Source organism: Kitasatospora sp. NBC_00458, from assembly GCF_036013975.1.
Lineage (GTDB): Bacteria > Actinomycetota > Actinomycetes > Streptomycetales > Streptomycetaceae > Kitasatospora.
Map to the genome: position 1 here is coordinate 1,411,377 of NZ_CP107904.1, position 24,456 is coordinate 1,435,832.

At 75.0% G+C, this 24,456-nt stretch carries 19 protein-coding genes; 15 read left to right on the top strand and 4 right to left on the bottom strand.

Features of this window, described 5'->3' with window-relative positions; all coding sequences use genetic code 11:
- Nucleotides 1–142 precede the first annotated feature (142 nt).
- The 5 genes from OG550_RS04830 (at nucleotide 143) to OG550_RS04850 (ending at nucleotide 6,450) form a co-directional block, all read left to right on the top strand.
- The gene (locus OG550_RS04830) at nucleotides 143–424 is read left to right on the top strand and encodes a DUF6158 family protein (RefSeq protein WP_327674876.1); all 282 of its coding nucleotides are present in this window, start codon (nucleotides 143–145) and stop codon (nucleotides 422–424) included.
- A gap of 148 nt (nucleotides 425–572) precedes the next feature.
- Entirely contained in the window at nucleotides 573–1,961 is a 1,389-nt protein-coding gene (locus tag OG550_RS04835) for an NADP-dependent succinic semialdehyde dehydrogenase (RefSeq protein WP_327674877.1), read from the top strand.
- 404 nt (nucleotides 1,962–2,365) lie between these two features.
- Nucleotides 2,366–2,824, top strand: a complete 459-nt coding sequence (locus tag OG550_RS04840; RefSeq protein ID WP_327674879.1) for an RICIN domain-containing protein — start codon at nucleotides 2,366–2,368, stop codon at nucleotides 2,822–2,824.
- A 321-nt stretch (nucleotides 2,825–3,145) separates the two neighbouring features.
- On the top strand, nucleotides 3,146–4,561 hold the full coding sequence (locus OG550_RS04845) for a DUF2079 domain-containing protein (RefSeq protein WP_327674881.1): 1,416 nt from the start codon (nucleotides 3,146–3,148) through the stop codon (nucleotides 4,559–4,561).
- Nucleotides 4,562–4,695: 134 nt separating this feature from the next.
- A complete protein-coding gene (locus OG550_RS04850) occupies nucleotides 4,696–6,450 on the top strand; it encodes a DUF2079 domain-containing protein (RefSeq protein WP_327674883.1) in 1,755 nt (584 codons plus the stop codon).
- Between the two features lie 123 nt (nucleotides 6,451–6,573).
- Here the strand turns inward: OG550_RS04850 and OG550_RS04855 are convergent, their stop codons facing one another.
- Complete coding sequence (locus tag OG550_RS04855; RefSeq protein ID WP_327674885.1) at nucleotides 6,574–6,855, bottom strand: hypothetical protein; 282 nt, start codon at nucleotides 6,853–6,855, stop codon at nucleotides 6,574–6,576.
- A gap of 28 nt (nucleotides 6,856–6,883) precedes the next feature.
- A complete protein-coding gene (gene ku, locus OG550_RS04860; protein WP_327674887.1) occupies nucleotides 6,884–7,978 on the bottom strand; it encodes a non-homologous end joining protein Ku in 1,095 nt (364 codons plus the stop codon).
- Nucleotides 7,979–8,170: 192 nt separating this feature from the next.
- Here ku and OG550_RS04865 point away from each other — a divergent pair, with 192 nt between their 5' ends.
- The gene (locus OG550_RS04865; protein WP_327674889.1) at nucleotides 8,171–8,386 is read left to right on the top strand and encodes a hypothetical protein; all 216 of its coding nucleotides are present in this window, start codon (nucleotides 8,171–8,173) and stop codon (nucleotides 8,384–8,386) included.
- A gap of 183 nt (nucleotides 8,387–8,569) precedes the next feature.
- Complete coding sequence (locus OG550_RS04870) at nucleotides 8,570–10,804, top strand: MMPL family transporter (protein ID WP_327674891.1); 2,235 nt, start codon at nucleotides 8,570–8,572, stop codon at nucleotides 10,802–10,804.
- 62 nt (nucleotides 10,805–10,866) lie between these two features.
- On the opposite strand, the gene OG550_RS04875 is transcribed toward OG550_RS04870, so the two are convergent.
- Nucleotides 10,867–12,216, bottom strand: a complete 1,350-nt coding sequence (locus OG550_RS04875; RefSeq protein WP_327683689.1) for a metallophosphoesterase — start codon at nucleotides 12,214–12,216, stop codon at nucleotides 10,867–10,869.
- 287 nt (nucleotides 12,217–12,503) lie between these two features.
- Here OG550_RS04875 and OG550_RS04880 point away from each other — a divergent pair, with 287 nt between their 5' ends.
- From OG550_RS04880 to OG550_RS04895, 4 genes are all read left to right on the top strand, one after another.
- A complete protein-coding gene (locus tag OG550_RS04880) occupies nucleotides 12,504–13,961 on the top strand; it encodes an amino acid permease (RefSeq protein WP_327674893.1) in 1,458 nt (485 codons plus the stop codon).
- Nucleotides 13,962–14,189: 228 nt separating this feature from the next.
- Nucleotides 14,190–15,086 (top strand): EI24 domain-containing protein, encoded by an 897-nt coding sequence (locus tag OG550_RS04885; protein WP_327674895.1) that lies wholly within the window; start codon nucleotides 14,190–14,192, stop codon nucleotides 15,084–15,086.
- A 703-nt stretch (nucleotides 15,087–15,789) separates the two neighbouring features.
- Nucleotides 15,790–16,455, top strand: a complete 666-nt coding sequence (locus OG550_RS04890) for a transglycosylase SLT domain-containing protein (RefSeq protein ID WP_327674897.1) — start codon at nucleotides 15,790–15,792, stop codon at nucleotides 16,453–16,455.
- Nucleotides 16,456–16,657: 202 nt separating this feature from the next.
- Entirely contained in the window at nucleotides 16,658–16,900 is a 243-nt protein-coding gene (locus OG550_RS04895; RefSeq protein ID WP_327674898.1) for a GntR family transcriptional regulator, read from the top strand.
- A gap of 139 nt (nucleotides 16,901–17,039) precedes the next feature.
- On the opposite strand, the gene OG550_RS04900 is transcribed toward OG550_RS04895, so the two are convergent.
- Nucleotides 17,040–17,675: a TetR/AcrR family transcriptional regulator gene (locus OG550_RS04900; RefSeq protein WP_327674900.1), complete on the bottom strand. Its 636-nt coding sequence runs from the start codon at nucleotides 17,673–17,675 to the stop codon at nucleotides 17,040–17,042.
- A gap of 80 nt (nucleotides 17,676–17,755) precedes the next feature.
- Between OG550_RS04900 and OG550_RS04905 the strand changes: the two genes are divergently transcribed.
- The 4 genes from OG550_RS04905 (at nucleotide 17,756) to OG550_RS04920 (ending at nucleotide 24,333) form a co-directional block, all read left to right on the top strand.
- The gene (locus tag OG550_RS04905; protein WP_327674901.1) at nucleotides 17,756–19,264 is read left to right on the top strand and encodes an MFS transporter; all 1,509 of its coding nucleotides are present in this window, start codon (nucleotides 17,756–17,758) and stop codon (nucleotides 19,262–19,264) included.
- 161 nt (nucleotides 19,265–19,425) lie between these two features.
- Nucleotides 19,426–19,959, top strand: a complete 534-nt coding sequence (locus OG550_RS04910; RefSeq protein WP_327674903.1) for a GNAT family N-acetyltransferase — start codon at nucleotides 19,426–19,428, stop codon at nucleotides 19,957–19,959.
- Nucleotides 19,960–20,191: 232 nt separating this feature from the next.
- Entirely contained in the window at nucleotides 20,192–21,208 is a 1,017-nt protein-coding gene (locus tag OG550_RS04915; RefSeq protein WP_327674905.1) for a glycosyltransferase family 2 protein, read from the top strand.
- Nucleotides 21,209–21,405: 197 nt separating this feature from the next.
- Nucleotides 21,406–24,333 carry an FAD-binding and (Fe-S)-binding domain-containing protein gene (locus OG550_RS04920; protein WP_327674907.1) on the top strand — a complete coding sequence of 976 codons (2,928 nt, stop codon included), beginning with the start codon at nucleotides 21,406–21,408 and terminating at the stop codon, nucleotides 24,331–24,333.
- Nucleotides 24,334–24,456 lie beyond the last annotated feature (123 nt).

The window sequence follows — 24,456 nt, forward strand, 5'->3', positions numbered from 1 at the left end:
CTCTTGTACGAGATTCCTTGTACATCCGGACCTCCCCACCCCGCGCGCACCCCTCGCCCCACCCGCCGCATCGAACGGGTGTACCGGTGCCGCCGACGGGGCAACGGGTACTCGGGGGGCTTCCGTGGAGGAGGTAGACCACATGCAGCACCCCGACGCCCCGCACCCGAGGCCGGAGGGCATCTCCCCGCACGCCCTGGGCAACGACACGCTGCTGCACGAGCTGGAGCAGCTGCACCGGACCCGGCACGAGACCTTCCTGTACGGCTCCGAGGACGCACTGAAGCGGCACACCCTGCGGATGGGGCAACTGGAGGCGGAGTACCTGCACCGCTTCCCGAACCGCCTGATCACCGCCGGCCGGACCAGGGCCGGCGCCCGCGCCCGGGAGGCCGCGGCCCGGGTGGAGTCGCTGCCGGACTGAGCGCGCCACCGCGGCGGCGAGCGGCGCGCACCGCCGCCCGGCGGGACACGCCGGGCGCTCATGGCGTGCCCCGGCGCGGGGCGTCGGCCAGGGTGAGGGACAGACCCGGAACCACCCCACCGCCCACGCACCCCTGGGAGCGCACCCCATGCCCATCGCAAGCGTGAACCCCGCGACCGGCGAGACCCTGGAGACCTTCGAGCCGCTGGACTCCGCCGGCATCGAGGTCCGGCTGGCCCGCGCCGACGAGGCGTTCCGCAGCTACCGCACCAGCTCCTTCCCGTACCGGGCCGGCCTGCTCCGGCGCGCCGCGGACCTGCTCGACGAGGACCTCGAAGCGGTGGCCCGGACCATGACGGAGGAGATGGGCAAGCCGCTCACCGCCGCCCGCGCCGAGGCCGCCAAGTGCGCCAAGGCGATGCGCTGGTACGCCGAGCACGCGGAGTCCCTGCTCGCCGACGAGCACCCCGACCCGGCCGACGTGGCCGACTCGGGGGCCGCCCGCGCCTACGTCCGGTACCGGCCGCTGGGCGCGGTCCTGGCGGTGATGCCGTGGAACTTCCCGTTCTGGCAGGTGGTCCGGTTCGCCGCCCCGGCCCTGATGGCGGGCAACGTCGGCCTGCTCAAGCACGCGTCCAACGTGCCGCGCACGGCGGTGGCCCTGGAGGAGCTGTTCCTCCGGGCCGGGTTCCCGGAGGGCTGCTTCCAGACCCTGCTGATCGGCTCGGGCGCGGTCGAGGACGTGATCCGCGACCCCCGGGTGGCGGCGGTGACGCTCACCGGCAGCGAGCCGGCCGGGCGGGCGGTGGCGGCCACCGCGGCCGACGAGGTGAAGAAGGCGGTGCTGGAACTGGGCGGCAGCGACCCGTTCGTGGTGCTGCCGAGCGCCGACGTGGACGCGGCCGCCGCCACCGCCGTCCGGGCCCGCGCCCAGAACAACGGCCAGTCCTGCATCGCCGCCAAGCGCTTCGTCGTGCACGCCGACGTCTACGAGCGGTTCACCGCGGCGTTCACGGAGGGCATGCGGGCGCTGCGGGTCGGCGACCCGATGGACGAGGCCACCGAGGTCGGCCCGCTGGCCAGCCGGCAGGGGCGGGACGAGCTCGCCGAACTCGTCGAGGACGCGCGGGCGCACGGCGCGCGGGTGGAGTGCGGCGGGCGCCGCCCCGAGGGCCTGGACGCGGGCTGGTTCTACGAGCCGACGGTGCTGACCGGCATCACCCCGGCGATGCGGATCCACCAGGAGGAGACCTTCGGCCCGGTCGCCACCGTCTACCGGGCCGCCGACCTGGACGAGGCGGTGGCGCTGGCCAACGACACGCCGTTCGGGCTGAGCTCCAACGTCTGGACCGAGGACCCGGCCGAGCAGGAGCGGTTCGTCCGGGACGTCCAGGCCGGCGGGGTGTTCTTCAACGGGATGACCGCCTCGCACCCGGCGCTGCCGTTCGGCGGGGTCAAGCGCTCGGGCTTCGGCCGGGAGCTGTCCGGCCACGGCATCCGGGAGTTCTGCAACGTCACGACGGTCTGGGTCGCCTGACGACCGGGCGCCCGACGGTCCGGGTCGCCTGACGGCCGGGGCCCGTCCGGCCGGGGGCGGCCCCGGCCGGACACGCCGGATCCGGCCAAGTTCCCCGGCCGCACCCCGACGGCACCCCGGGAGCCCTCGGTGCCCGTCATGCGGCTTTGCTCACCCTTTTTTGACATTGCCATGACATTGCCCTTTGGTGCACTCCGACCAGCACGGACGGGCCGAATACCGGACTCCACCCGCGCACAAACCGGCGGGAATTGTTCCGTTAATACCCGGGAAATCCGGACCAGCCAATTCCGAGTGGCCGAACCCGGACATATGAGGAGATCCGGAAAACCGTCCCCGGGGAATTTCTGGATAAGTTCGGTAGCGACCGGCCGGGGGGTCGGTCACTACCGGAAGGAAATGCGATGAAGCTCATCAAGCGCACCGCTGCCGTCGTCGCCTCGACGGCGGTCCTCGCCGGCGGGATGACGTTCCTGGCCGCCGGCCAGGCCAGTGCCGCGTCCGGCTACGTCACGCTCACCAACCTCGCCACCAGCCGCGTCCTGGACAGCAACGGCAACGGCAACGTCTACACGCTGGCCGCCAACGGCGGCTCCTACCAGGTCTGGTACGCCAACGACCTGGGCGGATCCACCTACACCCTGCGAAACCTGGCCACCGGCCTCTGCCTCGACAGCAACGGCGCCGGCAACGCCTACACCCTCGGCTGCAACGGCGGCAACTACCAGAAGTGGGTCAAGAGCTGGGCCGGCAACGGCTACGCCTACCAGAACGTCGCGACCGGGCTCTACCTGGACAGCAACGTCAACGGGAACGTCTACACCCTGGGCGGCAACGGCGGCTCTTTCCAGAAGTGGAACTGATCCCGCACCAGTGGCACATCCGGCCGACCAGCGGAGACAGCTGACGGCGGATCACTGACGTAACGCCCTCCCCGGCGCCTCAATCGCCGGGGAGGGCTCGTCCATGTTACGGTGCCCGCCCGGGGGCCGACGCGCCCGGCGGCGTTCGCTCACGGCTGAACCCGCCCGCCGCCTCGAACAGCTGGCAAGAATCGGCCGCACAGACCACTCGACCCGGAACGACGGGGATGTTCAGTGACAATCAGTACACTCACATCAGCACTTCACCGCAGGACGGAGGGTGACGAACCATCGGTCGCGCAAACCCCCGCCGATCGGCGGGTGCGGTTCATTCCCTGGGCGGTCGCCCTCAGTCTTTTCCTGGTCTATTCCTTCTTCACCATCCGCCGTCACGAGCTGCTCCTCACCAGTGGGTACGACCTCGGCATCTTCGAACAGGGCGTCCGCGGCTACGCCGAGGGACGCGGCCCGATCGTCGAGCTGAAGGGCCCCGGATTCAACCTGCTCGGTGACCACTTCTCGCCGGTCCTCGCCGCCCTCGCCCCGTTCTACTGGCTCTGGCCCTCCGCCAAGGTGCTGCTGCTCGGCCAGTCCGCGCTGCTCGCGGTCGCCGCCGTGCCGATCAGCCGCTGGGCGCTGCGCAGCATCGGGCCCGCCGCCGCGCTGATCACGGGCTTCGGCTACGGCGCCTCCTGGGGGCTGGCCTCGGCGCTCGGCTTCGACTTCCACGAGATCAGCTTCGCCGTGCCGCTGGTCGCCTTCTCGGCGGCGGCGCTCGGGGAGCGGCGGTGGGCGGCCGCGTTCGCCTGGGCCGCACCGCTGGTCCTGGTCAAGGAGGACCTCGGCATCACCGTCGCCGCGGTCGGCGCGTACATCCTCTGGCGCGGCGACCGCCGGATCGGCGCGGCCGCCGTCGCCTTCGGCGTGGCCGCCTCGCTGCTCGAACTGCTGGTGCTGCTCCCGGCCATGAGCCCCGGCGGCAGCTTCGCCTACTGGGACAACCTGAGCGGCGGCTCGGGCGGCCGCAACCTGCTCACCCTCCCGCTCGACCTCATCACCCCGGGCGAGAAGGTCCGGACCGTCCTGCTGCTGCTCGCCCCGACCATGCTGCTGGCCGTCCGCTCCCCGCTGATGCTGGTGGCCCTGCCCACCCTCGGCTGGCGGCTGCTCTCCAACAACCCCGCCTACTGGGGCACCAACTACCACTACAGCGCCGTCCTGATGCCGATCGTGTTCGCCGCCTTCGTGGACGTCCTGGTGAGGGCCCGCGCCAACCCCGGCGTCCTGCACCGGCGGGCCGCCCGGGCCGCGCTGCCGGTCAGCCTCGCCGTCACGGTCGCGCTGCTGCCCGGCTTCGCGTTCAGCCAGTTGTTCACCCTCGAACTCTGGCGCACCCCGGCCCGGGTCGAGGCCGCCCGGTCGGTCCTGGCCGCCGTCCCGGACGACGCCCGGATCGCCGCCTCCAACCGGCTGGTGCCCCAGCTCACCAACCGCTGCGAGGTGATCGTGTTCGGCTGGCCGCAGAACTGGTCGACCGCCGAGTGGATCGTGGTGGACGAGGACCGGCCGATGGGCTGGCCGCTGACGCCCGAACGCGAGCGCCAGGAAGTCGCCGCCGCCAAGCAGAGCGGCTACCGCGTGGTCCGCAGCGACCACGGCATCACCCTGCTCCAGCGGACCGCCCCCGCGGCGCAGCCCGGAAGCACCTCCGGGACCGCCACCGGGACCACCGGCTGACCGGCCGTCGGACCGGGCCGCGGGCCGCGCCCCCGTCCGACGCCGAAGACCGGCCCGGCCCCGGGCCGGTCCCACCGGACAGGACCGGCCGGACCGGGCCGCCTGTCTCCGACTCCGACCAGTTCAGGGATCACGTGCCAGTCGAAACCGGGCTCAACCCGTCCCCCCGTACGATCCGGCCGCTGCTGCCGCGCTCCGCCCGCCCGGCCGTGCCCGGGAGCAGCACGCTCCCGGGACTGCGGACCGCCGTCCTGACGCTGCTGTGCTTAGCCGTCACGGCGGCCTGCGGGCTCCAGCAGTGGTCGGCGGTCCAGCTGGGCGGGTTCGACCTCGGGATCTTCCACCAGGGCGTCGCGGGCTACGCGCACTTCGGACTGCCCGTCTCGCCGGTCAAGAGCTACCACCACGAGTTCCCGCCCGCGTTCTCCCTCCTGGGTGACCACTTCTCGCCGATCCTGGCGGCGCTCGCCCCGCTCTACTGGATCTGGGAGGACCCGCGCACCCTGATCCTCGGTCAGGCGCTCCTCCTCGCCGCCGGGGTCCCGCTGATCCGCCGCATCGCCGTGCACTGCTTCCGGCTCCCGGCCGCCGTCCCGTCCCCCGCCCGGGCCTCCGCGCCGGCCGCCGGGGCCGCCACCGCCGGGGGCGCTCCCGGGAGCACCGGGGGCGCGGACCCCGACCCCGGACGGACCCGCGCCGCCCGGCTGGCCGCCGACCTCGCCGGCCTGGTGTACGGACTGGGCTGGCCCCTGCTGGCCGCCGGCCGGGGCGGCTTCCACGAGGTCGCCTTCGCCGTCCCGCTCACCCTGCTGATGTTCGAACGCGGCCTCGCCCGCCGGTACGGCACCGCCGTCCTCGCCGCCGCGCTGCTCTGCGCCACCAAGGAGGACCTCGGCCTGCTGGTCGGCGTCTACGGGCTGGTCCTGCTCTGGCGGGGCCGGCCGCGCGGCGACCGGCAGGGCGAGCGGGCGGGCGACCGGCGCGGTCTGGCGTACGGCGCCGGCCTGCTGGTCGGCGGCCCGCTCGCCTCGGCGCTCGCCATCGTGTGGCTGATCCCCGCGATGGGCGGGCAGCCCGACTACTACTGGGTCTACGGCCCGATCGGCCCGGACGCCGGGAGCGCGCTGGGCAACGTGCTCGGTGATCCACTGCTGCTCCTGAGGGTCGCCACCAACGCCGACCTCAAGCCGCTGCTGGTGCTCTGGCTGTTCGGCACCCTGCTGCTGCTGCCGCTCCGCTCCGCGACCACGCTCTGCCTGCTGCCGCTGCTCGCCGAACGGATCCTCTCCGACAACGCCAACCACTGGTCGATCGCCCACCACTACGACGCCTTCCTCTGGCCGGTGCTGCTCACCGCCACCCTGGAGGCGCTCGGCCGGCTGCACGCCAGGGGCGGCCTCCACCGGCGCGCCGGGTACGGCATGGGCGCCGCGGTGGTGGCGGTCTCGCTGGCGAGCAGCGTCATGCTCGGCGGGATCAGCCTGCTGACCCCGGCCGGCTGGCGGCCCTCGGCGAGCAGCGCGGCGCTGGTCCGGGGCGCCGCGCAGATCCCGGACGGCGCCCGGGTGGAGGCCGACAACCAGGTGGTGCCCCGGCTCGTCGGCCGCACCGACACCGTCCTGGTCGACGGCGTGCCGCGCGGCCGCGACTACGTCCTGATCCGCTCCGACACCCGGACCTTCCCGTTCCAGTCGGACAAGGAGCAGGCCGAGCGGATCGAGCTGCTGCTCGCGCACGGCTACCGGCAGGTCTGGGCCGAGCAGGGCGTGGTGCTGCTGCACCGCGAGAGCGACGAGCCGGTCCCCGGTGCCCGGGTGCCCGACGGGGACAGCACGCCGGTGAAGGAGGTCGTCCCCTCGGACGTCGGCCACAACCTGTTCAAGGGCTGACCGGTCCCCGGACGCCCTCCGCGCCGGTCCCCGGGCCGCCCTCCGGGGCGGGGGACCGGCGCGGAGGGCGGCGGTACGGCGGGGGCACGCGGAGCGGCCGCCGGGCCAGTCGGTCGTCCGCTGTCAGGTCGCCATCCGGTGCCGGCCGCGTCCGGGCGTCCTCCACCGGGCCACCACGCCCGCCAGGGCGATCAGGGTCACGGCCCAGACGACGCTGAAGACGATCAGCCACGGCAGTGACGACAGCTGGGAGCCGACGGCGCCCAGGCCGAGGGAGAGGGCGACCAGGAAGACCACGGCCGTCGGGGTGAGGCCGAGCAGGCCGTGCCAGGCGCGGTGCGCGAGGCTCGGGTGGGCCGGCGCTTCGGGGCCGGTGTCGAGAGCCTTGTAGGTGAGCAGGTCCATCGGGGATCACCTCCGGGGTGACGGGAGGTCACGAGGCCTTCCGAGGGGTGGCGGACTTCCGGGTCGTGGACTTCGTGGCGGCGGACTTCTTCGCGGTGGTCTTCGCGGTGGTCTTCGTGGCGGTGCTCTTCGTGGCACCGGCCTTCGTGGCGGCGGGCTTCTCCGTGCCGGTCCTCGCCGCAGTGGTCTTCGTGGCGGTCCGCTTCGCGGTGGACCTCTCCGCCGCCGCGGTGCGCCTGCGCGGCGCCCGCCCCTCCTCGGCAGGCCGGTCGGACCGGTCGGACTCGTCGCCCCCCTCGGACTCGCCGGACTCCGCCTCCTCCTCCCCCGCCGACCGGCCGGGGTGGGCGCCCTTGGCCTGCCGGAGACTGCTGCGCAGCGCCTCCATCAGATCGATCACGTTGTCCGGCGCCTCCCCCGGCTCCTCCTCGTGCGGCACCTCGACACCCTGCAGCCGGGCCTCGATGACCTGCTGGAGCGCCTGCTGGTAGTCGTCGTGGAGCTGGGCCAGGTCGAAGTCCTCGGAGAGGGTCTCCATCAGCGAACGCGCCATCTTCAGCTCCTGCGGCCGGACGGTGACCTCCTCCTCCGGCGCGATGCCGGCGGCCGGGCGGACCTCGTCGGGCCAGATGCAGGTCTGGAGCACCAGCGTGCCGTCGTGCACCCGCAGGACGGCCGGGGACTCCCTGGTCCGCAGCGCGATCTTGGTGACGGCGATCTGCCCGGACTCGACCAGCGCGTCGCGGAGCAGCGCGTACGGCTTGGCGGCGGCCTTGTCGGCGACGCCGACGTAGTACGCCTTGGAGAACATCAGCGGGTCGATCTCGGTCGCGTCCACGAAGGCCAGCACGTCGATGATCTTCTTGCTGGGCAGCGGGAGGTCCGCGAGGTCCGCGTCCGTGAGGGTGACGGTCCGGCCGTCCGGGGACTCGTAGCCCTTGGCGATCTCCGCGTACGGGACCTCCTTGGCCTCCTGCTCGCAGTACCGCTTCATCCGCACCCGGCCGCCGTCCTTGGCGTGCACCTGGTGCAGCGGGACGTCGTGCTCCTGGGTGGCGGAGTACAGGTGGACGGGGATGGAGACCAGGCCGAAGCTGATCGTCCCCTTCCAGGTGGTCTGCATGGGGTCGCTCCTTCCCGGAGCCGTCCCGGCGGGGTTCCCGCTGCCCGGAGCGTCCCGCCCCGGAACCTCCACTCTGCCCGGGTTCGCCCCGATCGGCCACAGGATCCCGCCCGGGCCGCCCGGCCACCCCGCCCGGGCGGCCCGCACCGCCGGTCCGGGCGGACAATGGCGGCGGGACGGAGGTGGTGCCCGGTGCACGACAGGACCGGAGCGGCCCCGCCGCCCGCCGCGACCACCTACCGGGTGGCCTACGCGGTGGCCGGCACGGACGGCGTGCGGCGGGCGGAGGTCACCGTCGTGCCCGGGTACTCCCAGGAGGGCGACATCCCCGCGCTGCTCGCCGTCCGCCTCACCGGGGACCGGGCCGACGCCCGGCTGATCACCGTGCTCGCCCTGTCGGCCGACTGACCCGGCCCGTCCGGCGGCCCGGGAGGCGGAGCGCCCGACGGCCCGGGAGGCGGAGCGCCCGACGAACCGCCCGAAGGGAGCAGCGGGCGGCTCCTCCCCGGGCCCGGGGCACCGCCTCGACCTAGGGTTTGTCGCATCCGGCCCGGCCTCCCCCCACGGGCGGATCCACCCCCGGGAGAGCCCATGACGCCGCCCAGTCGGGCCACCGACCCCAGCGCACCCGCCCAGGCCCACCGGGGCCTGCTCCGCCGGATCGGCGAGTGGTGCGCCCGGCACTCCGTCCTCGTGATCGTCCTCTGGCTGGCTGTCCTCGCCTGCGTCCAGGTCGCCAACCGGACGGTCGGGGGCACCTACTCGGACGACTTCTCGCTGCCCGGCAGCCAGTCCCAGAAGGGGCGGGACGTCCTCCAGGCGCACGAGCCCGCGGCCGGCGGCACCGCCGCCCAGATCGTCCTGAACGACGCCCAGCCGCTGACCGGCTTCGCGCCGCAGCTCGACCAGACGCTCACCGCGCTCCAGCAGCTGCCGCACGTGCTGTCCGTGCAGAGCCCGCTGCCGCCCGCCGGACAGCCGGCGCCGCCGGGCGGACCGCTGTCCGCGGACGGCCTCACCGGCTACATCACCGTCCGCTTCGACGACAACCCCACGACGCTCGGCGACTCCTACCTGGACGAGGTGGACACCGCCGTCGCGCCGCTGCGGTCCGCCGGGGTGGACGTGGAGTACGGCGGCCCGCTCGGCGAGCTGGCCCGGCCGGCCCCGGACGACCGCACCAGCGAGGCGATCGGCTTCGCGGTCGCGGTCGTGGTGCTGCTGATCGGCTTCGGCAGCGTCATCGCGGCCGGGGTCCCGCTGGTCACCGCGCTGATCGGCGCGGTGGTGGGCCTCGGCCTGCTCGGTCTGCTGGCGGCGCTGTCCACCTTCGCGACCGTCGCGCCGACGCTGGCGACCATGATCGGGCTGGGCGTCGGCATCGACTACGCGCTGTTCCTGCTCACCAGGCACCGGCAGAACCTGATGGACGGCCACGATCCGGTCGCCTCCGCCGGGCAGGCGGTCGCCACCAGCGGGCGCGCGGTCCTGGTCTCCGGCTGCACGGTGGTCATCGCCCTGACCGGCCTGTCCGTCTCCGGGATCACGTTCATCGCCAAGCTGGGCGTCGCGGCGGCGGTGACCGTGGTCTCGGCCGTGCTCGGCGCCCTCACCCTGCTGCCCGCCCTGATGGGGCTGATCGGGCGGCGGATGGACCGCTTCCACGTGCGGCGGCCGATCGCCGAGACCGGGGCCGCGCCGGGCGAGGAGGTCACCGGGAGCTGGCACCGCTACGCCCAGCGGGTCGAGCGGCGGCCGTGGTGGTTCCTGGCCGGCGGCCTGGTCGCGATCGCCGTGCTGGCGATCCCGGTGTTCTCGATCCGGCTCGGGCACATCGACGACGGCGCCGACCCGACCACGTTCACCGACCGGCGGGCCTTCGACCTGATGTCGGCGGCCTTCGGGCCCGGCTCCAACGGGCCGCTCACCGTGGTGGTGGACCAGAGCGGGGTGCCCGCCGGGAACCGGGCCGGCGTGCAGGGCTCCGTCCAGCAGGCACTGACCGGGCTGCCGGGGGCGGCCAGCGTCAGCCCGGTCCAGCCCAGCCAGGACGGCGACATCCTGGTGTCCACCGTGATCCCGGTGCAGCGGCCGCAGGACGAGAGCACCACCGACCTGGTCAACCGGCTCACCGACACGGTGCTCCCGGACTCCGTGGCCGGCACGGGCGCCCGGACGTACGTGACCGGGAACACCGCGGCGCAGGTGGACTTCCTGGACATCGTGGCCAGCCGGCTGCCGTGGATCATCGCGGTGGTGGTGGGGCTCGCCTTCCTGATCATCCTGGTGGTGTTCCGGGGCCTGCTGGTCGCGGTGAAGGCCGCCGTCCTCAACCTGATCTCGATCGCGGCGTCCTACGGCGTGCTGGTCGCGGTCTTCCAGTGGGGCTGGGGCGGCCCGGCGCTCGGCGTCTCGGGCACCGTGCCGATCGAGAGCTACGTGCCGATGATGATGTTCGCGATCGTCTTCGGCCTGAGCATGGACTACGAGATCTTCCTGCTCTCCCGGGTGCACGAGGCCTGGCTGCGCACCGGCGACAGCCGGGCGGGCGTGGCGCACGCGCTGGAGATCACGGCCCGGGTGATCAGCTGCGCGGCGCTGATCATGGTCAGCGTGTTCGCCGCGTTCATCGTCAGCGACAACATCGTGATCAAGATGATGGGCCTGGGGCTGGCGGTGAGCGTCCTGGTCGACGCCACCATCGTCCGGCTGCTGCTGGTGCCGGCGGTCATGACGCTGCTCGGCCCGGCCGCGTGGTGGACGCCCCGGTTCCTCGACCGGATCCTCCCGCACATCGACACCGAGGGCGAGCGCGAGCAGGTCTGACGCCGCGTCCGGCCCCCTGGCCCCAGGCGGACCGGACGCCGGGGGACCGGACGCCGGGGGGCTCAGGCCTGGAGCGAGGCGAGCGTGACGATGGTGATGTCGGACGGCGCGCCCACCCGGACCGGCGGCCCCCAGGCACCCGCGCCCCGCGTCACGTAGAGCTGGGTGTCGCCGTAGCGCTCCAGCCCGGCGACGGTGGGGTTGGCCAGCTCGGCGATGAAGTTGCCCGGCCAGAGCTGGCCGCCGTGGGTGTGGCCGGAGAGCTGGAGGTCGACGCCGTGCCGGACGGCGTCGTGGATGGTGACCGGCTGGTGCGACAGCAGGACGGAGGTGCGGGCCCGGTCGCGGTCGCCGAGCGCCCTGCCGAAGTCCGGGCCGTCCCCCTTCTTTTCGCCGGCGATGTCGTTGACCCCGGCCAGGTCGAAGCCGCCCAGCTCCACCCGGGCGTTCTGCAGCGGGTGGACGCCCAGCTCGCGGACGAAGTCCACCCAGGGCGCGGCGCCGGAGAAGTACTCGTGGTTGCCGGTGACGAAGAACGCCCCGTCACGGGCCCGCAGCTGCGCCAGCGGCTCGGCGTCCCGGCCGAGCTCGGCCACGCTGCCGTCCACCAGGTCGCCGACGATCGCGATCAGGTCGGGCCGGGCGCCGTTGATGGTGTCCACGATCCGCTGGGTGTGGGCGCGGCCGAGGATCGGTCCGAGGTGGATGTCGCTGACCACGGCGATCCGGTAGCCGTGGGCGCGGGCGGGCAGCTTGGCCAGCGGCACGGTCACCTGCTTGAGCCGGGGCCCGCGCAGGACGCCGTAGGCGCCGGTGCCGACCACGGCCGCCGCCGCGCCCGAGGCGCCGAGCGCGACCGCCCGGGCCACGAAGAGGCGCCGCTCGGGCGAGGGCGCGAGGGCCTTCGGGGGTGCGTCGGCCGCCACCGCCGGGGCGTCCGGCGCCGGTGCGGCCACCGCCACGGCGGCCGGTGCCGGGGCGGCCGCGGCCGCGACGTCCGGCGTCGGGGCCGCGGTGGCCGGGCCGGGCGCGGTGGCGGCCCCGGGCACGGCCCCCGGCCCGGTCCCGGCCGCGGGCTCCGTCCGCCGTGCCGCCCTCCGCTCCGGGAGGCGGAGCAGCAGCGGCCGGACGGCCTCGCCGACACCGAGCGCCAGCAGCAGGTAGAGCAGCACCGCCAGCCAGAGGAACCCCGGCCAGGCCAGCCACCGCTGCACGGACATCGGGAACGCCCGCCCGCCGGCGAGCGCGCCGACGGCGAACAGCGGCAGGACGACGGCGAGCACGGTGCCGGTGCGGCGCCACCACCCGCCCGGCGCGGAGACGTCGCGCACCAGGCGGCGCCAGAGGTACCGGTGGGCGAGGGCCAGGACGGCCAGGGCGAGGAGGATGCCGAACACCACGAGCACGATCATCACGCGGACAGTATGGACGGCCGCCCGGCCGGCCCCGCGGGCGGGCCGCCCACTGCCCCCCGACACCGCCCGTGACCTGGCGATGTGTCAGATTTGAGCTTTCGCCGCCCCCTCTTCACCCGCCCTGACCTGGTCTTTCGTGTCCGCTGAGCGAACAGTTATCGGAGCGTTGTTCCGATACCCGGAGGTAGAAGTTAGGTTGCACCGCAATGCGCGGATCCGTCCCCCACCCTCCGGCGTACGAGTCGAGGGTCAGGCCGCGCTGGAAAGGCACAGGGCACCCTCAGATGAGTGCGGAAACCACCACTTCGGCCGGATCGCCCCCGGTCGACGCCTCCACGAACGGCAGCACCCCGAAGCAGCCCGGTCACGGTGGCGACGGCCACCTGAAGGCCGGTCTCAAGAACCGCCACCTGTCGATGATCGCCATCGGCGGCGTCATCGGCGCCGGCCTGTTCGTCGGCTCGGGCGCGGGCATCGCCGCGACCGGCCCCGGCATCCTGCTCTCCTACGCACTGGCCGGCGTGCTGGTCGTGCTGGTCATGCGGATGCTCGGCGAGATGGCCGCGGCCGACCCGCAGAGCGGCTCCTTCTCGGCGTACGCGGACCGGGCGCTCGGCCGCTGGGCCGGGTTCTCGATCGGCTGGCTGTACTGGTTCTTCTGGGTCGTCGTGCTGGCCGTCGAGGCCACCGCCGGCGCGAAGATCCTCAACGGCTGGATGCCCGGCGTGCCCCAGTGGGCGTTCGCCCTGATCGTGATGGCCGTGCTGACCGCGACCAACCTGGGCTCGGTCGCCTCCTACGGCGAGTTCGAGTTCTGGTTCGCCGGGATCAAGGTGGTGGCGATCGCCGCCTTCCTGGTGATCGGCACGCTGGCCGTGTTCGGCCTGCTGCCCGGCACACACTCCGTCGGCACCGAGAACCTGACCGGCCACGGCGGATTCCTGCCGCACGGAGTGGGCGCGGTCTTCACCGGCATGCTCACCGTCGTCTTCGCCTTCATGGGCAGCGAGATCGTCACCCTGGCCGCCGGCGAGTCCGAGGACCCGGAGAAGGCGGTCAGCAAGGCCACCAACAGTGTGATCTGGCGGATCGGCCTGTTCTACCTGGGCTCGATCCTGCTCGTGGTGACCCTGCTGCCGTGGGACTCCGCCGCGGTCAAGGGCAGCCCGTACGTGGCGGTGCTGGAGCACGTCGGCATCCCGGGCGCCGGCCGGGTGATGGACGTGATCGTGCTGACCGCCGTGCTCTCCTGCCTGAACTCGGGCATGTACACCGCCTCCCGGATGGCCTTCTCGCTCGGGCAGCGCGGCGACGCGCCGAAGGCCTTCGCCTCGGTGACCAAGCGCGGTGTGCCGCGGGTGGCGATCCTGTCCTCGGTGGTGTTCGGCTTCGTCGCCGTGTTCTTCAACTACACCTCCCCCGACACCGTGTTCTCCTTCCTGCTCAACTCCTCCGGCGCGGTGGCGCTCTTCGTCTGGCTGGTGATCTGCTTCTCCCAGCTGCGGATGCGCAAGATCATCGAGCGTGAGATGCCGGAGCGGCTGACCGTCCGGATGTGGCTGTACCCCTACCTCACCTGGACCGCGATCGGCATGATCGGCTTCGTGATGGCGTACATGTTCACGGACTCCGACGGGCGGAAGCAGATGTACCTGTCGCTGGTCGCCGCGGCCATCGTGCTGACGGCGTCGGCCGTGGTGGGCCGCCGGCGGCGGGCAGCGGCGGTGTCCCCGGCCTCCTGAGCCGGGGCGCGCCGGCCGCGAACCACCGGGCCCGGGAGCCGTTGCGGAGGCTCCCGGGCCCGGTGCCGTCTTCTCGGGGGCTCCGCCCGGGCCGGTCCGCCGGCGCCCCGCCCGCCGGATCCGGCGGGGCCGCCTCGCGGGCCCCTCCGGCAGGCGCGCCCGGCCCCGTTCCGTTCCGTGACAGGACGGACATGACCCACTGACCTGCCAGCCCCTACCCTTCCCCTCATGCGAGATCTTGCAGCGGGGATGGGGTACCTGGCCAAGGGCCAGAAGTGGGTGGGGCGGCACGGCCGCTGGTGGGCCTTCGGGATGATCCCGGCGCTGATCACCCTGGTCGGCTACGTGGTGGCGCTGTACTTCCTCGGCGGCTGGGCCGGCGACATCGCGGACTGGGCCACTCCGTTCGCCGACGACTGGGGCTCGCCGTGGCAGGGCCTGCTGCGAACCGCGCTGGCCGCGATCGTCTTCGTCGGCGGCCTGATGCTGTCCGTCCTCACCTTCACCGCCGTCACGCTGCTGGTCGGCCAGCCCTTCTACGAGGAGCTCTGCGAGAAGGTCGACGAGACCGAGGGCGGCGCGCCGACCCCGCCCGACACCCCGCTCTGGCGCGAGCTGCTGGTCTCGGCCCGGGACAGCCTCCACGTGCTGGTCCGGGCGGCCGGGTTCGGCGTCCTGCTGTTCGCCGGCGGGTTCATCCCGGTGATCGGGCAGACGGTGGTCCCCGTCCTGGGCTTCCTGGTCTCCGGCTTCTTCCTCACGGTCGAGCTGACCTCGGTCGGCCTGCAGCGGCGCGGGGTGCCGCAGCGCGAGCGGATCCGGCTGCTGCGCTCCCGGCTCGGCCTGGCGTTCGGCTTCGGGGTGCCGCTGGTGCTGGCCTTCCTGGTCCCGCTGGTCACGGTGGTCGCCATGCCGGGCGCGGTGGCCGGGGCCACGCTGCTGGCCCGCGACCTGGTGCCGGTCGAGGAGGAGCCGGAGGACGAGGACGGCGAGGAGGACACCCCGTCCGGCGCCGACGCCGTCCCGGACCTGCCCGGGTACGACGCGCAGGGTCCCGTGCCGGGCAACCCGTACGCGGGCACCCCGCCGCGGCCGGCCGAGCAGAACCCGTACCGGAGCGCCTGACCCGGCCGCCCGAGGGGCGCCCGGTCCGGGGACACCGCCCGGACGCCCCTCGGCTCACGGCTCACGGCTCACGGCCATGGTGGCGCGACCGGCGCGCACCCCGGTGAGCGGCCCGTCACGCTGCGTCCGGCATCGCCCGGTCCGGGTGTGAGGCCGCCCACAGGGGTTCGCCGATCTACTGCCGCCGATAGTGGTCGGCACCCGCACCGCCCGGCCCACCGGTGGCCCGACGCCCCGCGCGGACCGGATCGGAGGGCGCGGGACACCCGTACCCGGCCGGAAGGACGCAGGCGGCGAGCCGGTTCGGAGCACTGGTTCGTCGACGATCCGGTCGAGGGGCCCGGCAATTCACCAAAACGGACAAATCATCACGAAGCGCCCGCCATCGGTCGGGCGCTTCGCCGTTCCCCGCCCCGCGCCCACTACCGCCCGTAGTACCCCGTGCTTTTGCCGCCCGTGCCGGGCTCTGCCAAGAATGGCCCGTCGCCAGGCAGCGCGGACCGGTCCCCCGCCGCGCCCCGCCGACCCGCCCCGCACCTCCGCCGGGGCGGCAGGCCGTCCAGTACGCCGCCGCGGACCGCTCCCCCGAGCCGGCCCGCGCGGCATCCGGCGCCCACGCCACCGCCGAACGCGGTGCACCGGCCCGCCCCGACGGCCACCGACGGCCCTGACGGCTCCCCGACGGAAAAGGATCGCCCGCTCCATGCAGCTCAGCCATGCCCGCCGCAACTCGCTGATCACCGGCATCGCCACCCTCGTGGTGGCGAGCGCGGCCACCGCCGCCCTCGCCATCCCGGAGAGCGGCACCGCCGTCGCCGAGGCCGTCGCCCCCGTGGCCGCCGTCTCGGCGGACGGTCAGCCGGTCGCCGGGCAGGCCGAGGCCGACGCGGCCGCCGCCCAGGCCGCGGCGGACGCCCAGGCCCAGGCCCAGGCCCAGGCGCAGGCCGACGCCGACGCCGCTGCTGCTGCCGCCGCACAGGCCCAGGCGCAGGCGCAGGCGCAGGCCGACGCCAAGGCCAAGGCCGACGCCGCCGCCTCCCGCTCCCAGGAGCGCTCGGCGCTGAACAGCAAGCCGGTGTACTCCGGCAGCCCGCGCGAGATCGCCGCCCAGATCGTCCCGGCCGGCCAGCTCCAGTGCTTCAGCAACATCGTGTCCCGCGAGAGCAGCTGGAACCCGACCGCCACCAACGCATCCTCCGGCGCCTACGGCCTGGTCCAGGCGCTGCCCGCCTCCAAGATGGCCTCGGCCGGCTCGGACTGGCGCACCAACCCGGCCACCCAGATCAAGTGGGGCCTGAACTACATGAACTCCCGCTACGGCAGCCCGTGCGGCGCCTGGGCCTTCTGGCAGTCGCACCACTGGTACTGAGTCGGCCCCGGGCACACCCCGGCCCCCGGCACCCCGGGCCCGCAGGCACCCGCCTGCGGGCCCGGCCGCGTTCCGCCCCCGGCCCCCTGCGGGCTCCGGGGGCGACGGAGCGGCGCCCCCGCCGTTGCGGCCGCGGCGTGTCCGGCCACGGCGCCCGCCCGGGGTCTGTCCCGCAGCCGCGGCCGGGCCTACGCTGGTCGCCATGCCCTCCCACGGTGAGCGACTCGCGGAGCAGGTGGCGGCCGAACTGCGCGAGCGGATCCACTCCGGCGCGTACCCTCCCGGAATGCGGCTGCCGGGCCGCGGCCTCCTGGCCCGCCACTTCAACGTCGCCGACGAGGTCGTGGAGGACGGGCTCCGGATCCTGCGGGAGGAAGGGCTCGTCATCGACCGCGCGACCAGCCGGTTCGTGACCGGTCGCGGGGCGCCGCCGCCCGCGGGGTGACCCGCCGCCCGCCGCGGCGCCGTCCCCGACCCCGGTAGGCGCCGCGCCCCCGTGCCCACGGCGGCCCCGTGCCCAGCCGCCGTGTCCAGCCACCGCCGCGGCCGGTGGCCGCCCCGGGGCCGCCGCCCGCCCCGCCGGCTCAGCCCCGGCCGGCGCCCCGGCCCGCCACCGGCCGGCCCCACAGGGCGTGCCGCAGCAGCGGCAGGTGGGTGCGCGCGATTTCATCGGCGGACAGGGAGGCGAGCGGCTGGAGGCTCAGGACGTACCGGGCCATGATCAGCCCCGCCAGCTGGGTGCCGAAGGTGCAGGCGCGCCGCCGGGCGTCCGCGCCGCCGATCCGGGCCGCGATCCGGTCCACCATCTCGCGCTGGAGCACCTCGGTGACCAGCAGCGCGACCTGCGGGTCCTGCGCGGCGCCACCGATCATGGCCCGCAGCGGGCCTGCGCTCTCGGGCGCGTCCCAGACCCCGAGCAGCAGCCGCAGCGCCCGCTCGGGGAAAGTCTCCAGCTCCCCCTCCAGTGCCTCCGCGAGCAGCACCGCCGGGTTGCCGGCCAGCGCGAGCGCGTCCCCGAACAGGCCCTTCTTGGAGCCGAAGTAGTAGCTGACCAGGGCGAGGTCCACACCCGCCTCGGCGGCCACCGACCGGAGGGTGACGGCGTGGTACCCCTCCGCCAGGAACCGCCGCCGGGCGACGGCCAGGATCTGCGCGCGGGTGTCGGGCCCGCCGGCCCGCCGGCCTCGGCGCACGGGCCCGCCTCCGGGGTTATTCATCATGGTTGAAATGCTAGCCGCGGCGCGCCCACGCTGGCCCCGGTACGCACCCGCGCACCAGGGCCACAGGAAGAAGAAGCACCATGACCACCGCCGCGCCCCCGGACCTGGCCGCCGCCCCCGGACCGGCCGTCCGCCACCGCACCGTCCTGCTCGTCACCTGCCTCGCGCTGGCCACCGTGGTCGCCGCCATGGCCTCGCTCAACGTGGCACTGCCGGACATCGCGCGGGCCACCCACAGCAGCCAGACCCAGCTGTCCTGGATCATCGACGCCTACAGCCTGGTGTTCGCCGCCCTGCTGCTCCCGGCCGGCGCGTTCGGGGACCGCTTCGGCCGTCGGCGGGCGCTGCTGGTCGGCCTGACGCTGTTCGGCGGCGCCTCCGGACTCGCCGCGCTGACCACCGACCCGAACGTGCTGATCGTGCTGCGCGGCGTGCTCGGCGTCGGGGCCGCACTGGTCATGCCGGCCACCCTGTCGACCATCACCGGCACCTTCCCGCCCGCCGAGCGGGCCCGGGGCGTCGCCGCCTGGGCCGCCGTGGCCGGTGCGGCGGCGGTGCTCGGGCTGTTCACCTCCGGACTGCTGCTGGAGCTCTGGCCCTGGCCGTCGGTGTTCGTGCTGAACGTGGTGCTGGCGCTGGTCGCCCTGGCGGGCACCCTGCTGTTCGTCCCGGAGTCCGCCGCCCCGGACGCGCCCCGGCTGGACACGGGCGGGGCGCTGCTGGCCGTGGCCGGGCTGGGCACCCTGGTCTACGCGGTGATCGAGGCGCCGACCCGGGGCTGGGGGGACCCGCTGACCCTCGGCGGGGTGGCCGCCGGGCTGGCGGTGCTGGGCGGGTTCGTCGGCTGGGAGCTGCGCCGGCGTCACCCGCTGCTGGACCCGAGGCTGTTCCGCGAGCGCCGGTTCGCGGCCGGCACGCTGTCGGTCACCTGCCAGTTCTTCGCCTTCTTCGGCTTCCTCTTCGTGATCATGCAGTACTTCCAGCTGGTCCGGGGCCGGAGCGCCCTGATGGCGGCGGTCGGCCTGCTGCCGATGGCGCTGGGGATGATGCCGGCGGCCCGGCTCAGCCCGCGGCTGACCGTCCGGTTCGGCGCCCGCGGCCCGTGGGTGGCCGGTCTGCTGCTGATCTCCGGCTCGCTGGCGGCGCTCGGCCTGCTGGGCACCGCCGGCCAGGCCTGGCAGCTCGCGGCGGTGCTGTTCCCGCTCGGTCTCGGGGCCGGGCTCGCCATGACCCCCGCGACCACCGCCATCACCGAGGCCCTCCCGCCGAACCTGCAGAACGTCGGCTCGGCGATGAACGACCTGTCCCGCGAACTCGGCGGCGCACTCGGCATCGCCGTCCTCGGCAGTGTGCTCGCCGCCGTGTACCGGAGCCGGGTGGACGCCACCGGACTGCCCCCGCAGCTCGCCGACGCGGCCCGCTCCTCGCTGGCCGCCGCCTCCCGGCTCGGCGGCCCGGTCGCCGACCAGGCGCGCACGGCGTTCGTCGAGGCCATGCGCCTCACCCTGCTGACCGGGGCGGGTGTGGTGGCGCTGGCCGCCGTCGCGGTGGCGCTGCTGCTGCGCCCACGGCCGGCCGCCGCCTCCTGACCCGGCCCGGCCCCGGGTCCGGCCCCGCCCCCGCCCCCGAGCGCGCCCCGAACCCCCGTCGGGGCGCGCTCCGCCGCTGCCGGCCGGTACCCGCCGCCACCCGTCCCGCTCTGTCCGAAATTCGCTGGCCGCGCGCGCCCGGCGCCCGGAAGAGTGATCGCATGGACGATCTGACGCTCTCGGACGGCGTCGTCACCCTCTCGCCCTTCCGGGCCGACGACATCGACGCGCACCTCGCCGGGGAGGACGAGCAGCTGGTGCGCTGGCTCAACGGCGCACCGAGCACCCGGGCCGGCACCGAGGCGTACGTGCAGCGCTGCACCCTGCACTGGGCCACCGGCGGCCCGGCCCGTGCGTTCGGGATCCGCACCGGCAGCGGGACGGTCCTCGTCGGCACGATCGACCTGCGGTTCGCGCTCCCCGGCCTCGGCCCCGGACAGGTCAACATCGCCTACGGCCTCTACCCCGACTGGCGCGGCCGCGGACTGGCGACCCGCGCCGTCCACCTCGTCTGCGGGTACGCGGCGGACGAGGGGGCGGCGCAGGGCGTGATCCGGGTGGCCCCGGAGAACCACGCCTCCGCCGCCGTCGCCCGGCGGGCGGGGTTCCGGTACGCGGAGGCGGTGACCGAACCCGACGGCAGCCTCCTGGACCGGTACCTCCGCGACCTGGCGCCCGCCGCCGCCGGGCACTGACCCCGGCGGCTCCGGTACCGGCACCCCGCACCGGCACCCCGCACCCCGCACCCCGCACCACCGGACCGGCGCTCCCGGGCCCGCGCCGGCCGACGGCCCGTCCTGACGTGGACGCGTCCGGGGCAGCCGGTGAAGATATGGCGCACGCCCGTACGATTTGACGGGTATTGATCAGAATTACGGGCCGTCAGGGCTTTGCCACCGTTCGCAGACGCTCCTACGCTCCGGCCTCATGCCCTCACCCCTGATCAGCGTCGTGCTCCCCGCCCACGACCAGCGGAAACAGTTGGCGGACTGCCTGGACTCGCTGCTCGCCCAGTCCTTCCGCGACTTCGAGGTCGTGGTGGTCGCGGACCGCTCCCCCGGCACCCCCGCCGGGCTCGCCGACGGCTACGCGGCCCGCCACCCGCAGGTCTCCGTGCTCCACCTCGACGCGGCGGTCGGCGTCGGGGTCGCCCGCAACGCCGGCGCGGCCCGCGCCCGCGGCGAGTACCTGCTCTTCCTGGACGCCGACCACCTGCTCCCGCCGGACGCGCTGGGGTCGCTGGCCGACCGCCTCGGCCGGACCGGACCGGTGGACGTGCTGCTGTTCGGCCACACCCGGCGGCACGCGGGCCGGGACTGGCCGGGCGGCGCCGAGGAACTGCTGGCCGGGGCCGGGCCCGAGGTGCTCGGCCCGCTGGACCGCCCGGAGCTGCTGGGCGCACCGGCCCTGGCCTGGGACCGGCTGCTGCGCGGCGGGCACTGGCGGGAGCAGGGGCTGGCCTTCCCCGACGGCATGTACGAGGAGATCCCGCCGGTCCACCGCGCGATGCTGACGGCGACGCGGGTCGCGGTGCTGCCGCAGGTCTGCGTGCAGCTGCGCCGCCGGGAGACCGTCCACCCGGCCGGCTCGCCGGGCAGCAGCCGGTTCGACCTCTTCGACCAGTACGAGCGCTCCTTCGCCGCGCTGGACGAGCTGCCCGTCGGCCTCCCGGGCCTGGACGCCGCCCGGGACGCCGTGTTCACCCGGATGGTCCGGCACTACCTGTTCGTCTTCGACCTGGCCGGCTGCGTCTCCCGGGCCGAGCGGCCGCAGTTCTTCCACCGGGCGGCCGAGCACCACCGCCGGTTCCAGCCACCCGGCCACCGGCGCCCCGCCGGCCGCGAGGGCGTCAAGTTCTCCCTGCTGGCCGGCGGCGCCTACCCGGCCTTCGAGGTGGCCAAGCTGTCCCACATCGCCCGCGGCACCCTCACCGGCCGGCGGTAGCCGGGAGGTCCGGAGCGCCCTGCGGGCGGCCCGCCCCCGGCGCGGGGCGGGTCAGACGTGCGCCGTGCCGCCGTCGGCGGCGAGGGCGGCGGCGATCCGGCGGTCGGGCACCGGCATGGGTTGTACCGTGCGGCCGGGAACGGCTGCGATGATCGGCGGGAAGCCGCCGTCACCCCCGTCCCCGCCCGGGAGGACCCGTGAGCCGCCCCTCCACCGCCCCCGGTACCGACCTCGCCCGCGAACTGGCCGCCGTGCTGCGCGGCGAGGTCCGGTTCGGCGCCGCCGAGCGGACCGTCTACAGCCACGACGCCTCCAACTACCGCCACCTGCCGCTCGGCGTGGTCAAGCCCGCCGACCTCGACGACGTGCGGACGGCGCTCGCGCTCTGCCGCGCGTACGGGGTGCCGGTCGTGCCCCGGGGCGCCGGGACGAGCATCGGCGGGCAGGCGATCGGCCCGGGCGCCGTGGTGTTCGACTTCCGCCGCCACCTCGGCGCCGTCCTGGCCGTGGACCCGGAGCGCCGCACCGCCCGGGTGGAACCGGGCACGGTGCTGGACGACCTCCAGCGCGCCGCCCGTCCGCACGGCCTGCGGTTCGGGCCCGACCCGTCGACGCACTCCCGGTGCACCCTCGGCGGCATGATCGGCAACAACGCCTGCGGGGCGCACTCGGTGGTCTGGGGCCGCACCGCCGACAACGTCGAGTCGCTGGACCTGCTGCTCGCCGACGGCACCGAACTCACCGTCGGCGGCAGCACCGACGCGGCCGGGCGCGCCGCCCTCCGCGCCCTGCCCGGCCCGGTCGGCCTGCTCCACTCCCGGCTCCAGGACTTCACCGACCGCAACCTGGCCGCCATCCGGCAGGGCATGCCCGACCTGCCGCGCCGCACCTCCGGCTACCCGCTGGACGCCCTGCTGCCCGAACGCGGCCACCGGCTCGCCCGCGCCCTGACCGGCACCGAGGGCACCTGCGCCCTGCTGCTCGGCGCCACCGTCAAGCTGGTCGAGGAGCCGCCGGCCCGCGCCCTGGTGGTGGCCGGCTACCCCGACGAGACCGCCGCCGCCGACGCCGTCCCCGCCCTGCTGCCGCTCGGCCCGCTCACCGTCGAGGGCATGGCCGCCGACCTGATCACCGCACTGCTCGCGGCCGGCCCGCGCCCGCCGGCCCTCGACCGGCTGCCGGACGGCGACTGCTGGCTCTTCCTGGAGACCGGCGGCGCGACGCCCGCCGAGGCGCTGGACGCCGCCCGCCGGCTCGCCGACGCGGTGCGGCGCGAACGCACCGCCACCGTCTCCGTCGTCACCGACCCGGCCGAGCAGCGGCAGCTGTGGGGCGTGCGCGAGGCGGGCGCCGGCATCGTCACCAGGCTGCCGCGCGACACGGCCGGTGGCGGCTCCGGCCCCGGGGCCGCGGGCGGGGTCGAGGCCTGGCCCGGCTGGGAGGACTCGGCCGTCCCGCCCGAGCGGCTCGGCGACTACCTGCGCGACCTGCGCGCACTCCTGCGCCGGCACAGCCTGCGCGGCGTCCCGTACGGGCACTTCGGCGAGGGCTGCGTCCACCTGCGGATCGACTTCCCGCTCACCGAGCCCCAAGGGGTGCTGGTCTTCCGGGAGTTCATGGAGCAGGCGGCCGACCTGGCGGTCTCGTACGGCGGTTCGCTCTCCGGCGAGCACGGCGACGGACAGGCCCGCGCCGAGCTGCTGCCCCGGATGTACCCGCCCGGGATCATCGCCCTGTTCGGGGAGTTCAAGCGGATCTGGGACCCGGAGAACCTGCTCAACCCGGGCGCCCTGGTCGACCCGCGCCCGCTCGACGCCGACCTCCGGTTCGGCGGCCCGCTGCGCGAACTGCCGCTCGCCCTCCCGTTCGAGCGGGACGACGGCAGCCTGGCCAAGGCGGTGCACCGGTGCGTCGGCGTCGCCAAGTGCGTGGACCCGACCACCGGGGTGATGTGCCCGAGCTACATGGCCACCGGGGAGGAGCGGCACTCCACCCGCGGCCGGGCCCGGCTGCTCGCCGAGATGCTGCGCGGCGAGGCCGTCCCGGACGGCTGGCGGTCGGCGGAGGTCCGCGAGGCGCTGGACCTCTGCCTGGGCTGCAAGGGCTGCGCGAGCGACTGCCCGGTGCACGTCGACATGGCCACCTACCGGACGGAGTTCCTCTACCAGCACTACCGCCACCGGCTGCGGCCCGCCTCGCACTACGCGATGGGCCGGCTGCCGCTCTGGCTGCGGGCCGCCTCCTCGGCCCCCGGCCTGGCCAACCTGGTCGCCCGCTCGCCCGCCGCCGGCCTGCTGAAGCGGCTCGGCGGCGTGGACCGGCGACGGGTGCTCCCCGTCCTCCCGCCGGAGACCTTCACCCGCTGGTACCGCCGGCACCGGGCCGGGCACCCCGCACCGGCCGGCGCGCGGCCCGTCCTGCTCTGGCCGGACACCTTCTCCGACCACCTCCAGCCGAACGTGCTGCGCGCCGCCGTCGAGGTCCTGGAGCACCTGGGCTTCGACGTCCGACTCCCGGCCGGTCCGGTCTGCTGCGGCCTGACCTGGTACTCCACCGGCCAACTCCCCGGCGCCCGGCGGGTGCTGCGGCGCAGCCTGGCCGCGCTGGACGCCACGGGGCTGCCGGCCGGCACCCCCGTCGTCGGGATGGACCCGAGCTGCACCGCGACGCTGCGCGAGGACCTGCCCCGCCTGCTCGGCGCGGAGGGCCGGCCACTGGCCGAACGGACCCGCACCTTCGCCGAGTTCGTCGACGAGTACGCGCCGGACGCGCCGCTGCCGCAGCTGCCGGTGGCCGCCGTCACGCAGACCCACTGCCACCAGCACGCGGTGCTCGGCAGCGCGGCGGACCGCCGGGTCGAGGCCCGGATGGGCGTCGACAACCGCGTGCTGGACTCGGGCTGCTGCGGGCTCGCGGGCAACTTCGGCTTCGAGCGCGGCCACTTCGAGGTCTCGGTGGCGATCGCCGAACGCGTGCTGCTGCCGGAGGTACGGGCGGCCTCGCCGGACACGGTGGTGCTGGCCGACGGCTTCAGCTGCCGCACCCAGATCTCCCAACTCGCCCAGGGGCGCCAGGCCCTGCACCTGGCGGAGCTGATGCAGCGGGCGCTGCGCGAGCAGGGCTGACCCCGGTCGCGGCCACCCGGGCCGAGCGGGACCACCCGGACCGGGGCAGCCCCGGCCCCGTCCGGGGGCACGCCGAGTGACGCGTGCGCCCCACCGCCGTCCACGCACTGGGCCGAGCTCGTC